The sequence below is a fragment of the Flavobacterium undicola genome, from assembly GCF_009909155.2.
Classification (GTDB): Bacteria; Bacteroidota; Bacteroidia; order Flavobacteriales; family Flavobacteriaceae; genus Flavobacterium; species Flavobacterium undicola.
Genome location: NZ_JAAAPM020000008.1, coordinates 29,462 through 43,593 on the forward strand (window position 1 = coordinate 29,462; position 14,132 = coordinate 43,593).

General features: G+C 33.7%; 13 protein-coding genes. 9 read left to right on the forward strand and 4 right to left on the reverse strand.

The features are described 5' to 3' along the window. Window positions 1-39: 39 nt before the first annotated feature. Both GTZ96_RS06410 and ileS read right to left on the reverse strand, forming a co-directional pair. A complete protein-coding gene (locus GTZ96_RS06410) occupies window positions 40-420 on the reverse strand; it encodes a TraR/DksA family transcriptional regulator (RefSeq protein ID WP_161642048.1) in 381 nt (126 codons plus the stop codon). Window positions 421-428: 8 nt separating this feature from the next. Continuing rightward, window positions 429-3,830: an isoleucine--tRNA ligase gene (ileS, locus tag GTZ96_RS06415; RefSeq protein WP_161642050.1), complete on the reverse strand. Its 3,402-nt coding sequence runs from the start codon at window positions 3,828-3,830 to the stop codon at window positions 429-431. Window positions 3,831-4,376: 546 nt separating this feature from the next. Here ileS and GTZ96_RS06420 point away from each other — a divergent pair. The 9 genes from GTZ96_RS06420 to GTZ96_RS06460 all read left to right on the forward strand — a co-directional run bounded on the left by GTZ96_RS06420 (window position 4,377) and on the right by GTZ96_RS06460 (window position 11,834). Then, window positions 4,377-5,204 carry a hypothetical protein gene (locus GTZ96_RS06420; RefSeq protein ID WP_161642053.1) on the forward strand — a complete coding sequence of 276 codons (828 nt, stop codon included), beginning with the start codon at window positions 4,377-4,379 and terminating at the stop codon, window positions 5,202-5,204. Window positions 5,205-5,270: 66 nt separating this feature from the next. Beyond that, window positions 5,271-6,374, forward strand: a complete 1,104-nt coding sequence (locus GTZ96_RS06425; RefSeq protein WP_161642055.1) for a helix-turn-helix domain-containing protein — start codon at window positions 5,271-5,273, stop codon at window positions 6,372-6,374. A 115-nt stretch (window positions 6,375-6,489) separates the two neighbouring features. After that, window positions 6,490-6,840: a hypothetical protein gene (locus GTZ96_RS06430; protein ID WP_161642057.1), complete on the forward strand. Its 351-nt coding sequence runs from the start codon at window positions 6,490-6,492 to the stop codon at window positions 6,838-6,840. 201 nt (window positions 6,841-7,041) lie between these two features. After that, entirely contained in the window at window positions 7,042-7,548 is a 507-nt protein-coding gene (locus tag GTZ96_RS06435) for a DUF6134 family protein (protein ID WP_161642059.1), read from the forward strand. 10 nt (window positions 7,549-7,558) lie between these two features. Beyond that, on the forward strand, window positions 7,559-8,248 hold the full coding sequence (locus tag GTZ96_RS06440) for a CPBP family intramembrane glutamic endopeptidase (protein WP_161642061.1): 690 nt from the start codon (window positions 7,559-7,561) through the stop codon (window positions 8,246-8,248). Then, window positions 8,245-9,240, forward strand: a complete 996-nt coding sequence (locus GTZ96_RS06445; RefSeq protein ID WP_161642063.1) for an NAD-dependent epimerase/dehydratase family protein — start codon at window positions 8,245-8,247, stop codon at window positions 9,238-9,240. The genes GTZ96_RS06440 and GTZ96_RS06445 overlap by 4 nt, the downstream gene beginning before the upstream one ends. Further along, a complete protein-coding gene (locus tag GTZ96_RS06450) occupies window positions 9,230-10,069 on the forward strand; it encodes an SDR family NAD(P)-dependent oxidoreductase (RefSeq protein ID WP_161642065.1) in 840 nt (279 codons plus the stop codon). Before GTZ96_RS06445 ends, GTZ96_RS06450 begins: the two co-directional genes overlap by 11 nt. 186 nt (window positions 10,070-10,255) lie before the next feature. Then, window positions 10,256-11,035, forward strand: a complete 780-nt coding sequence (locus GTZ96_RS06455; protein ID WP_161642067.1) for a sterol desaturase family protein — start codon at window positions 10,256-10,258, stop codon at window positions 11,033-11,035. Window positions 11,036-11,087: 52 nt separating this feature from the next. Next, window positions 11,088-11,834, forward strand: coding sequence for a hypothetical protein (locus tag GTZ96_RS06460; RefSeq protein WP_161642069.1), 747 nt, complete (start codon window positions 11,088-11,090; stop codon window positions 11,832-11,834). A 1-nt stretch (window position 11,835) separates the two neighbouring features. Here GTZ96_RS06460 and recO read toward each other — a convergent pair whose 3' ends face one another. Together recO and gdhA are read right to left on the reverse strand one after the other, a co-directional pair. After that, window positions 11,836-12,561, reverse strand: coding sequence for a DNA repair protein RecO (gene recO, locus GTZ96_RS06465; protein WP_161642071.1), 726 nt, complete (start codon window positions 12,559-12,561; stop codon window positions 11,836-11,838). Window positions 12,562-12,702: 141 nt separating this feature from the next. Next, window positions 12,703-14,046 (reverse strand): NADP-specific glutamate dehydrogenase, encoded by a 1,344-nt coding sequence (gdhA, locus tag GTZ96_RS06470; protein WP_161642073.1) that lies wholly within the window; start codon window positions 14,044-14,046, stop codon window positions 12,703-12,705. Window positions 14,047-14,132 lie beyond the last annotated feature (86 nt).

Sequence of the window (14,132 nt, forward strand, 5' to 3'; positions counted from 1 at the left end):
TCCCTACGGAGCGTTAAATCTTTTTATAGTAAAGATGGATTATCGTTGTAGATTTTTTGCCTCAATACTCATTGTAGCATGAGGAACAATTTTTAATCTTTCTTTGCCAATTAATTTACCAGTTACTTTACAAATCCCGTAAGTTTTGTTCTCTACACGGAATAAAGCATTCTTTAAATCGCGTATGAATTTTTCCTGACGAATAGCTAATTGAGAGTTCGCTTCTTTAGACATAGTTTCACTACCTTCTTCGAAAGCTTTGAATGTTGGCGACGTATCATCCGTACCGTTATTCAAGTCATTCATGTAGGCGCTTTTTATCAAATCTAAATCAGCTTGTGCTTTTTCAATTTTCTTTTGGATTATCTCTTTGAACTCTGCCAAGTCGGCGTCTGAGTATCGTGTTGCTTCATCTACCATAATCAATATTATTTTGTAATTGTTATTTTCGTTTTAATATCATCAAATTCAATTTCTGTGCCATTCTCAATATGCCCTTCAAAAACCAACTCCTCGGTTAGTGTTTCTGATTTGATGTATCCATCGTTTTCATTTACTGCTGCTTCTAAAACAGCATTGTTTTGCAAATAGACTTTAATCTTATCCGTTACTTCAAATCCTGAATCTTTTCTGATGTTCTGGATTCTGTTGACTAACTCTCTTGCAATTCCTTCTTTCTTCAATTCTTCAGAGATTGTGATGTCAAGCGCTACGGTTATTCCGTTTGAATTGGCTACCAACCAACCCTCAATATCTTGAGATGTAATCTCGACATCCTCTAATGATAAAGTTACGTCTTTTCCTGCAATAACAATACTTAAGCTTCCTTCCTTATCCAATTGGTTAATCTGTTCCGGAGAAAAACTTTGTATCTCTTTAGAAATCAACCCCATATCTTTTCCAAAACGCGGCCCAAGTGCTTTAAAATTAGGCTTAATTTGCTTTACTAACACCCCCGAAGCATCGTCTAAAAGTTCGATTTCTTTCACGTTTACCTCTGCTTTTATCAGGTCAGAAACTGCCTGAATTTCAGCTCTCTGTTTCTCGTCAAGTACTGGTATCATTACCTTTTGCAATGGTTGACGCACCTTAATCATCTCCTTCTTACGCAGTGATAAAACCAGTGATGAAATGGTCTGTGCTTTCTGCATTTTGCTCTCTAACGATTTATCAACAAAGTTTTCAACGTATTTTGGAAATTTCGCCAAATGTACACTGTCAAATTGCTCTGAAGATGTTGCTAAAGTTAAATCTCTGTAAAGCTTGTCCATAAAGAACGGAGCTATAGGCGCACTCAGTTTACTTACCGTTAACAAACAAGTATATAAGGTTTGATAAGCAGCGATTTTGTCCTGAGCATATTCACCTTTCCAAAAACGACGACGACACAAACGAACGTACCAGTTACTCAAGTTTTCCTGAACGAAATCAGAAATGGCACGAGCAGCTCTTGTTGGCTCATAATCAGCATAAGCTTCATCAACAAATTTGATTAAAGTATGTAATTCTGATAAAATCCAACGGTCAATTTCCGGTCTTTCATTCAACGGTACCTCAGCTTCATCATATTTAAATCCATCGATATTGGCATACAATGAAAAGAACGAATAGGTGTTATATAATGTTCCGAAAAATTTACGACGCACCTCAGCAATTCCTTCAATATCAAATTTCAGGTTATCCCAAGGATTGGCATTAGAAATCATGTACCAACGCGTAGCATCAGGACCATATTCTTTTATTGTTTCAAAAGGATCTGTTGCGTTTCCTAAACGTTTCGACATTTTTTGTCCGTTTTTATCCAAAACCAAACCGTTCGAAACTACATTTTTATACGCTACTTTATCAAAAACCAAAGTTCCGATTGCGTGTAAGGTATAAAACCATCCACGAGTTTGATCTACACCTTCGGCGATGAAATTCGCAGGAAAATCTTTATTCTCGTCAATTTTATCTTTGTTTTCAAAAGGATAATGCCATTGCGCATAAGGCATGGCACCTGAATCAAACCAGACATCAATTAAATCACTTTCGCGTTTCATTGGTTGACCTGAAGCCGAAACTAATGTGATTTCATCAACAACATTTTTATGCAAATCGATTAAATCATAGTTAGACTCAGACATATTCCCGATTTCAAAACCTTTAAACGGATTTTCTTTTTGAAAACCAGCTTCGATAGATTTTTCGATCGCATTGTATAATTCTTCAACAGAACCAATAAGCACTTCTTCTTTTTTGTCTTCCGTTCTCCAAATTGGCAATGGAATTCCCCAATATCTGGAACGAGATAAGTTCCAATCATTAGCATTTTTAAGCCAATTTCCAAAACGTCCTTCACCAGTAGATTTTGGCTTCCAATTGATTGTTTCGTTCAAATCGAACATTCTATCTTTTACATCAGTCACTTTAATGAACCAGGAATCTAATGGATAATATAATAATGGCTCATCCGTTCTCCAGCTGTGTGGGTAACTGTGCACGTATTTTTCAACTTTGAATGCTTTATTTTCTTCTTTTAATCGAATAGCAATCTCCACATCAACCGAACGCTCTGGCGCTTGTCCAGCATCGTAATATTCATTTTTTACATATTTACCGGCCAATTCCCCCATCTGAGAAGTGAATTTTCCTTGTAAATCGACCAATGGAACTGCTGTTCCGTTTTCGTCTAAAACCAACATTGGCGGCACTTCTGGTTTTGCCTCTTTGGCTACTTTAGCATCATCAGCACCAAAAGTTGGCGCAGTGTGTACCACTCCGGTTCCGTCTTCGGTAGTAACGAAATCTCCGGCAATTACTCTAAATGCATTTTCCGGATTCTGGTATGGTAAAGTATATGGCAATAATTGTTCGTAACGAATATCAACTAAATCAGCCCCTTTTGCTTCTGCTAAAATTTTGTACGGAAGTTGCTTGTCGCCATTTTTAACTTTGTCAAAATCAGCGTCGTCTTCGCTTGCAAAAAATCCTTTCCCGAATTGTTTTCCAACTAAATTTTTAGCCAAAACAACATTAATTGGCTCAAAAGTATATTGATTGAAAGTTTTTACTAAAACATAATCGATTTTTGGCCCAACGGTCAAAGCTGTATTCGAAGGCAGTGTCCAAGGAGTTGTCGTCCATGCTAAAATGTGAATATCTCCAAAACCTTGTAAAAAGCTTGGCAAAGTTTCCGGCAAAGTTTTAAATTGTGCTACGATTGTAGTATCAGTAACATCTCTGTAAGCTCCCGGCTGATTTACTTCGTGAGAAGACAATCCCGTTCCTGCTTTTGGAGAATAAGGCTGAATTGTATATCCTTTGTACAACAAACCTTTATCGTAGATTTGTTTCAAAAGCCACCAAACAGACTCCATATATTTGGGTTTGTAAGTCACATACGGATCTTCCATATCTACCCAATACCCCATTTTTTCGGTCAAATCATTCCATACGTCCGTATAACGCATTACGGTTTTTTTACACGCTTCGTTATATTCTTCGATAGAAATGGTTTTACCAATATCTTCTTTTGTAATTCCAAGTTCTTTCTCAGTACCTAATTCTACAGGCAATCCGTGAGTATCCCAACCGGCTTTTCTTTTTACCTGAAAACCTTTTTGAGTTTTATATCTGCAAAAAATATCTTTAATCGCACGCGCCATCACGTGGTGAATTCCCGGTAATCCGTTTGCCGAAGGTGGCCCTTCAAAAAACACGTAAGGCTCAGCACCTTCGCGAGTAGTTACACTCTTTTCAAATATATTTTCTTTCTTCCAAAAATCCAGAACTTCCGACGCTACTGTTGGCAAGTCAAGTCCTTTGTACTCAGTAAATTTTGTACTCATTTTATCCTTTTCTAAATCGAGGTGCGAAAATAAGAAATAGTTATCAATTATGAGTTATGAGTTATGAGTTTTTGTGCGTGAGGGATTGTAGCGACATCCTTTTGTTAATCTCGTTTTTTTAACGAGAGAAACAAAAGATATAGCGGAAAGCCCGACCCGAAGTTTTTACGTAGGGTCACGCCCAAATTTCCAAGAAGAAACCTCCTTTAAAACCTCTAGTGATTTTGGTCTTTCGATAACACTAAACACTTTTTGATTGCTATCGAATTTTAACTGAATCGGGTTTTTGAACAAATTGTTTTCATGTTCCTTCAAAGAACCAATGGCATGAAACGAAGTAAAACACCTTCGTTGATCTCGAATTCAGTTTTGTACATAAAATATTAAATTTCAATTTATTATGACTAAATTTGATAAACACCTCATATAAATAAAAAAATTAAGAAACTAAGACATTATATAGCTGCAATTTTAACATTTAACCCCTAAAAACAATGGGTTAGAAATATTGAAAAGGAGAATTCTATCACTAATAAAACTCAAATCATGTTACGAAGTTTATTAATCATATTGTTCACAACACCTCTTTTTTCACAATCCTACTTTGAACCACTTCAAGTTAGGCATACAAATGCATTTAAAAACAACCAATACAAAACTTCTCTTTTTAAAATTTCAGAAATAAGCAGCGAACTCCCCATCAAAATAAAGAACAACAATTATTTTCTTATCAGTCCATTTTACAGCAACACTCAAATCAATCTGGAAGATACTAACCATCAATTCCCTACGATACAATCATTGCGTTTACCAATGGGTATAATCACTCCGATAGGAAATTCAAAATGGTCACTTACTTTATTAACTATGTTGAGTTGGAATGGCGAAAAATTATTTACGGATGACAGTTTTCAATTTGGCACTATCCTTTTTACTACTTTTTCAAAAAAAGCAAATAAAAAAATTCGTTTTGGCATCTATGCAAATAAAGAATTTTTCGGCTGGTTTATAATCCCTTTAGCAGGTTTGAATTGGCAAATAAATAACTCCAATTATATTTTTGGATTACTACCCGGCCGACTAACATTCGAACATGAATGGAATACGAAATTTTACGGTGGATTTACTTTTCGTGCCCCGATGAACAGCTACCGAATAAGCAACCAACAATATGTAACGCTATATGACAACCAACTCTCTTTATTTTTAGATTATTATTTGACAAAACCTATTTGCATTACCATAGAACCGGGCTGGAGTCTTTTTAGAAAAATTAGAACCAGCACCACAGAAAACGGCAATACAATCAATGAAACCAGCAGAGTGGACGGTTCGTTTATTAAATTGAGTGCAGCATACCGTTTTAAACTATAACTATCAGTGTTTTTATAATGTATTCTTTGCACAAGGATCTAATGGAATCAATTAATTCTAAAAAAGATGAAAAAAGTATTTGATTTTGTAATGATATCTGGAGTACTACTTGGGATTATATTCATAATCACAACACTATGCTTCAAAAAGAAAACAGATAAGGCTATCCTTTATCTCAATCTTGTTATTGCTTTTTTAATACTTAATAATCTTCAAGCTTTTTCACTTGAAACATTTCTAATGGATGCACCATTTTTTATAAAAAGATTACAAATTCCGTGGTATGTTTTAATTGTACCCTCCTTTTATGTTTTTTTAACCCATTATCTAAAAATTGAAAAGAAGATTTCTTCCTATGTATACATTTCTTTCTCCATATTTATTATAGAAATACTCATCCGAATTGTTTTATTCCCATATTATTATCATCTGGATAAAAACATGTTTATCGCAAAATATGTGCAAATAGAAGAAATCATAAATGCCTCTTATTCTATATTCATTTTTACAAAAACCCTATTAATCTTATTTAGATACACCGATTTATACCAACAAATATTAGCTTTTGACAATTTAAAATGGCTACGAAATTTAATGTTTTTAGGGGGTATCATTATCCTCATGTGGGTTTGCGCTATTTTATTAAATTTAAACAAAACATTAAATCCCGAAGTTTTAATTTATTATCCCTTACGTCTGAGCACTACTACATTATTATATTGGATAAGCTATCAGGGATTTTATAATTATTCTCTAATGACAGAGCGAATTGAATTAAGAAAAGCCATCTTAATTGAAGAAAAAAGTAAGGAAAACAACCTTTACATCAGCCAGCCTAATGACAACAAATTCCAGCCAATTAAAAAATACATTGAAAAAAACAAACGCTATATTGATCCCTCTTTTAGTTTAGAGAAATTGGCTTCTGAAATGAATATTAGCACCAGTAAACTATCACACTTAATAAATCAGGAAAGTGGTTATAATTTTTCGGATTATATCAATTATTTAAGGGTCGAAAAGGCCAAAAAATATTTAACAAACCCAAATTATTCAGCTTACACTAACGTGGCTATTGGATTAGAATGTGGTTTTAACTCCAAATCAACTTTCTACACCGCTTTTAAAAAATTCACCTCCCAAACTCCTTCAGAATACAAAGAAATGTAAGACTAAGTAGTCCTATATTATTCAATGCATCCTGATTTCTGTAAAATAGACAATCTGGGATACTGCTTCTTTTTGCCAGCTATAATTTTGAGATAGAAATTAAAATCTCAAAGTTATGGAAACTCCTATTTCACCTTTAATCGTAATTTCTTTCTTTATCCAAAGTTGCCATACCTATGCAGCTATCGATTCGAAAGACACTCCCTTATTTACTGGTAAAAATTTCATAGTAAATCAAATACTTCTATTTGAAACAACTAAACTATTATCAGTAAATGACAGCTCCTTAATTGTATCAAAATACAATATTCAAAAAACCACTCTAATTTCAGAAATCAAAACAGAAAACAAAACTTTTCTAAAAGAAGTAGAATTTATAATTTCTTTTGAACTCCCTATTACAATCCCAATAGAAACTTTAAACAGCGATTTTGTTTTTGACGATTTTACATTCTCCAAAAATTAAATCCTGGAAATCATGTTACTATTTATCTGTTACACTTTATTTAAAAAATATATCACCCAAAATATAATAACGAACTCTTCAAGAATAGCTTCATACTTAAAAACTATTATCACTAAACTTCTAATTTGTTTTTGCATAACACTAATAGCCTTTTTACCCCTTATATCCTTTTCTCAGAACTCACGACTTGATTACAAAGTAATGTTTAGTGGCAACAACATTGGCTGGCTTCGACTTGAAAAAAATGACGTCGGAAATAAATCTGATCTACTATTGGTCTCTGAAATTAAAACCAATCTTATTTTTCCAATCACTGTGTTTTCCAAAGAAACATCGACTTATGAAAACGGCAAACTGATTTATTCTTCACAATTCAGAAAAACCAACGGCAAGACCAATCTTAACAAAGAAATCCGATTTGTCGAAAATGAATATGAGATTATCGAAAATGACAAAAAAACCAAACTTTCGTGCCCTAAAATTGACACCAATTTGCTAAGTCTCTTCTTTCAGGAACCTAAAAACGCTGAAGAAGTGTATTGTGAGAACCAACAACGTTTTATCAAATTATCAAAAGCAGATGACGGAGGATACCGAATGAAATTCCCAAATGGGAACTACAACTGCTACTACTACAAAGAAGGCATTTGTGTTAAAGTTAAGATGCAACATAAATTCTATATCGCAGAAATAATTATTAAATATTAAAAAGAAAATCATGCAACCTACAACTACTTTTTTACTATACCTCATTAGTTATACTCTCTTTTTTGTATTTAACCGAAAAAGCATAAAAGATGGTAGTCAAAGACTGATTGATGACAACGGAGATTTTTCATCAAAACCCAAAAAGTTGTTATATGCACATTTTATTGGTATCATTTGGCTCGGATTAGTTCCGATATTCCTGATAAAAGATTTCTTTTTAAATGCATTGATTGACCTTCAAACAATAGAAATAGAAAACGTACTGCTTTATGCTCTAACTCTTATTGTAATCCTTTTTATTGCTTTTAAAGAAAGTAAATCTGCCCACGAAAAAAAAGACAACTCAGAAAATGTTTTTCAGCTATCAGCTCTCTTTTTTACAACTTATTTCATAACAAGAGCCTTATTCCTGTTTTCTTATGAATTATGGTTTAGAGGAGATTTACTTTTCGAAACTGCCTCAGCTACAGGAAGACCTTTAGCCATTACGCTCAACATCTTTCTCTATGTTCTATTACACATGTTCAACAGCCGAAAAGAAATCTTAGCCTGTATCCCTTTCGGAATTACAGCCTGTTTATTTAGTTTCTTATTTAATGCTGTTTGGCCGGCCATAATGCTGCATATAGCATTTTCATTGGCCTACGAGATCAATTTCTACCGATTAGATTTAACACGATTAAAAACATTAAAGTCATGAAAATTTTAATCACTGGAGCTACAGGACAAATTGGCCACAAGCTGGCACTTACCTTAGCCGAACAAAATAATGAAATACATATATTGGTTAGAAACCCCAATTCTTTCAATATTCCTAAACACAAAAATATCAGGGTATTTCAAGGTGACATAACCGATGTTCCATCCATATCTGCAGCAATCAAAGGATGTAAACAAGTGTATCATGTTGCTGCTATGGTAAAAATATTTAATAGCGATGCTACTCAATTTTACAAAATTAATGTTGAAGGAACCCAAAACTTACTTCAAAAATCTCTGGAAACAGGAGTAGAAAAATTTCTGTTTACCAGCAGTTGCAGCGTTATTGGACCATCTGATGGAAAAGCATTAACAGAAAACGATTCGCGAACAACAGCTTTTTCCTGTGATTATGACACCACAAAATCACAAGCAGAGAAACTTGTCAAAGAATACGCTTCAAAAGGACTACATACTGTAATAGTATCTCCTTCAAAAATTTACGGACATAGTTGTAGGGAAACAAAAGATATATCTATCAATAAAGTGATTGAAAATTTCATAAACGGCAAAATCACTTTTATCCCAAAACCCAGTCATCTAATTTCAAATTACTGTTTTATCGACGATGTGGTTGAAGGTCATATTCTGGCATTAAACAAAGGAAAATCAGGAGAGAATTATATTTTGGGCGGCGAAAATATTTCTTATAAAGATTTTTTCCATACGATAAAAAACATTGCTGAAACAAAAACAAAACTTATTGAAATCCCTGAAATCTTTGCTAAAATTTTATCGGTATTCCAATGGATTCAATTTTACACAATAGGTAAAGAACCATTTATCACCAATAAAAGTATCAAACAAATCTTTTGCAATAAAATTTTCAGCAGTGATAAGGCCATCACGCATTTAGGATACAAAATCACTCCTATCACCGAAGGCCTGCAACACACAATTTATTCACTTAAAAATCAAAATCATGAAAACTAAACTTTACACCCTGATAACCGGTTCCAGCGAAGGATTCGGAAAAGCATTGGCAATAGAATGTGCCAAAAGAAAAATGAATTTAATCCTTGTTTCATTAGCTGATTCCGGACTCAACCAACTGGCCGAATTTATAATTCAAAATTACAACGTTGATGTGATTCCTATCGAGAAAGACCTTTCTATTGAAGAGAACTGCATGATGCTTTTCAAAGAAGTTGAGCAAATGAATCTTTCAGTTAATATGCTCATCAACAATGTGGGCTTAGGAAGCACCATGTTCTTCAAAGAAGGAAATATCGATTTTTATCAAAAACAAGTGAAATTAAATGTGATGGTAACTACATTACTTAGCAGCCTGTTTCTAGATATGTTAAAAACAAATATGCCTTCTCATATTTTAAATGTAAGCAGTCTGAGCTGTTTCTTTTATCTGGCTAAAAAACAAGTATACGGTGCTACTAAATCTTATGTTTATTCTTTTTCAAAAAGCCTGCGTGCTGAGTTGAGTTCCGACGGTATCAATGTAAGTGTAATTTGCCCTGGAGGCATGAATACGAATCCAACAACAATAATGACCAATAAGTCAAATCATTGGTTGGCACGCCAATCCATCATGAATCCGGAACAGGTTGCATCAATAGCTATTAAAGGCTTATTAAATCGAGATGAGATTATTATTCCTGGTTTCATGAACAAACTATTTTTGGTTATTGATAAGTTGCTGCCTGCCTTCTTTATTAAAATGATTGCTAACAGTCATGTCAATAAATTTAAGTCATACAACATCGGAAATCGAAATCACGAACTACTCCCAGATAGAATTAGATAATGTACGGCGAGTGCAACAACAAGCACGTTAGAGATAAGAGTTAGTTATTTCCAAAACAGCGCTTCAATCTTACATTAAAAATTATAGATGACTTAGTTTTAAAACAGTTGAACTTAAAACTAATACATCTAACACCAATGATTTTTCAACCAAATTCAATCGTCAAAAATATTTAAAAATAGAGTCATGAATAATAGTGTACCTTTTTCGTTTTATATTTTTCTTGTAATATATATTTCAGCTGTTACTATTGAAATTTTTTATAATCTTCGTAACAAGCTCAATTTATATAACATTAAAGATTGCCTTGTTAATGTATTTTTCGGCTTATCAACTGTTATTAGCCGGGCATTAACAAAAGGAGTATGGATTGCAATATGGACATTTTTATATCAATATTCAGCAATAAAATTACCCGAAACTGTAACAACATACTTAATTCTATTTTTTATAAATGAGTTTGTTTATTACTGGTTTCATAGACTTAGTCACGAGAAAAGATTATTATGGGCCATACATGTGAACCATCACTCCTCTGAGTTTTTCAATTTCACAACAGCAGCCCGAACACCTTTTCTCAATTTAATTTTACATAATATTTTCTGGATTCCTCTTTTATTTCTCGGATTTAATCCAATTATGATCTTTTCAGTTGAAACAATAGGATTCCTCTTCTCATTTATACAACATACTCAAATAATTAAAAATTTCTGGGTCTTTGATTCCATCTTCAATTCACCCTCCCATCATCGTGTACATCATTCATCCAATCCGGAATATATAAATAAAAACTATGGCAATGTGTTAATACTATTCGATCGTTTGTTTGGTACTTTTCAAGCGGAGTTAAAAGAAGTTCAAATTAAATATGGATTGCCAAAAAACATAAAATCATATAATCCACTAATAATAATATTTCACGAATGGATTGAAATATTTAAAGAAAAAAACAAAAACATCCAATAAGATTTTGACTATTCCTATTCAAAATCAATAACATAATTTAAAAACTAACATCATGAAAACAATTTTATTTATCATTACAATCCTTACCTTAGGATGTGGCCCCGAATACTATGTGCCCAATTCTCAAAATATACCTATTATGAAATCAAAAGGTCAAACTAATTTAGGTATTGGCTATAATGAAAGTGACTATACCAGAGGATTTGAATTTCAAGCTGCTCATGCCATTACCAATCACTTCGCCTTACTATTAAATGGTGATTGGGTTAAAAATGGAAAGAAAGGATATTTAGGCGATGCCTCTGAAGACCTCAAAGCAAAAGGAAAAATGTTAGAAATTGGTGCAGGTTATTTTAAAGACATCGCTCGAAATTTTACATTTGAAACTTACGGATTACTTGCTTTTGGAAAAATTGAACTTGAAAACAACAAGTCTGGAATCAATAATTTATCCGCCAAATTCAACCGTGTTGGAATCCAACCAAGCTTAAGTTACAATCGAAAACACTTCACAACTTCTCTTTCTTCAAGAATTGTCCATCTCAAATACAAAGACATCAATGCAAATGGAAATCTAGAAGGTTTTGACCCTAATTATTTAAAAACAAATAACGCCTATTGGCTACTGGAACCCGCCCTTACTATTCAAGCAGGTTCAGAAAATTTAAAATTCCAACTCCAATATGTTTACAGTTATAATTTGACGAATCCCTCATTCGAACAAGAACTGGATATCATTTCATTAGGAATTAAATTAAAAATTGACCCAAAAAAACAAATCAAATCTTTAAAAAAATGATTTAAGCAAAGACCTCTTTTAAAACATCAAGCGATTTTGGTCTTTTAAAACCATCCAAATGATAGGAATAATAATCAATGAGGATTTTTAAAACCAATTGTCTTTCGATAACATGAAACACTTTTTGACTATTATCAAATTTTAACTGAATGAGTTTTTTAAACAAATTGCTTTCATGTTCGGTCAAAGAACCAATAGCATGAAACGGAGTAAAAACACCTTCGTTCATTTCGAAAAAAGGCATGTCAATATCTGAAACATCAGGATAGAAACCGAAATACTTGGTCATTTCCAACATTAAAATCAGATGAAAATTAGCCATATCATCGTGTTCGTCTAACCAATGCAAGGCAGCTTCTAGAAATACAAAAAGCGGTTCGTTTTTTTCTTCTTCATGAATGGAATGATGCAGAATTTCAGAAATAAACATCACAATCGTACTCTTGTAAATATCAGAATGTATTGACTGGAATGGCGCTGCAATTTTAATTTCTTTAAAATGCTCTAAAGTGCCTTTGTTCTTGTGACTGGCTTCGATTTCAAGAATAGTCATCGGCTGGAAATAAGCCATTTTTGTCCCGACACTTCGGGAGCCTTTCCGACTCGAAAAAGCATCACGAACAAAATAAGATTTTAATCCATGCGACAACGTAAAGCATTTTACTATCAAGCTTTTTTCCTGGTATTTTAAAGCCGAAATAACAATTGCTTTGGTTTTAATTTGCATGAATTTTAATTTACAGAAATGAATTGCAAAAATAGTGAAAAAGAGTCCTTAGTCTTTAGTCGATAAGCCTTAGCTTTATAAAATAAAAAGTCCCTAATACTTATTGTTAAACACTAGGGACTATGCACTAAGAACTAAGGACTAAACCACCCCTTGAGCTAGCATGGCATCGGCAACTTTTACAAAACCGGCAATATTTGCTCCTTTTACATAATCTACATAACCATCACCATCGGCACCATATTTCACACAAGCAGCATGAATATTGAGCATAATGGTTTTTAGTTTTTCGTCAACTTCTTCTGCCGTCCAACTCATTCGCAAGGAATTTTGCGACATTTCTAATCCTGAAGTGGCTACCCCACCCGCGTTAGATGCTTTTCCAGGAGAAAATAACATTTTAGCATTATGAAAAACAGCAACTGCCTCATAAGTCGAAGGCATATTCGCTCCTTCGGCAACACAAATGCATCCGTTAGTAACTAATGTTTTGGCACTTTCTTCATCCAATTCGTTTTGGGTAGCACAAGGCAATGCAACATCACATTTTTGCTCCCAGGGTTTTGCTCCTGCAATATATTTTGCTTTTGGATATTTTGTCACATAATCACTAATTCGGCTTCTTAGTTCATTTTTCAAATGCATTACATGGGCTAATTTTTTGGCATCAATTCCATCGGCATCATAAATATAACCGTCAGAATCCGACATTGTAATTACTTTCGCTCCCAGTTGAGTGGCTTTTTCAACAGCATACTGTGCCACATTTCCTGAACCCGAAACGACAACAATTTTGCCTTTCAAATCATTCCCTTTAGTAGCCAACATGTTTTGCGCAAAATAAACCACGCCATAACCTGTAGCTTCAGGTCTGATTAACGATCCTCCAAAAGAAATTCCTTTCCCCGTTAAAACTCCGGTAAATTCATTTCTGATTTTTTTATATTGACCAAACAAATAGCCCACTTCTCTAGCTCCTACTCCCTGATCTCCAGCAGGAACATCGGTATCAGCACCAATATGTTTACACAATTCGGTCATGAAAGCTTGGCAAAAACGCATCACCTCAATATCTGATTTTCCTTTGGTCTCAAAATCCGAACCTCCTTTTCCGCCACCCATAGGCAAGGTTGTCAAACTGTTTTTAAAAGTTTGTTCAAAACCCAAAAATTTCAAAACGCTTAAGTTCACCGTCGGATGAAATCGAAGTCCTCCTTTGTAAGGCCCAATAGCCGAATTCATTTGAACACGATATCCTCTATTTATCTGAATTTGCCCTTTATCATCTACCCAAGCCACTCTAAAAGAAATAATTCTTTCGGCTTCAACCATTCGCTCCAGGAGCATCTTATTTTGGTATTTTTTATTCTCTTCAATAAAAGGAATTACCGTTTCAGCGACTTCTAAAACTGCCTGTAAAAACTCAGGTTCGTTGGGATTTTTAAGAGCAACCCCATTTACAAAATCTTTGATAGCTTGAGACATAATACTTTGGATTTTTTAGTTTTAAAAACATTTTACTCCTCTCACAAATATACATTTTTATACAAAGATTCTATTCAAAATCTACA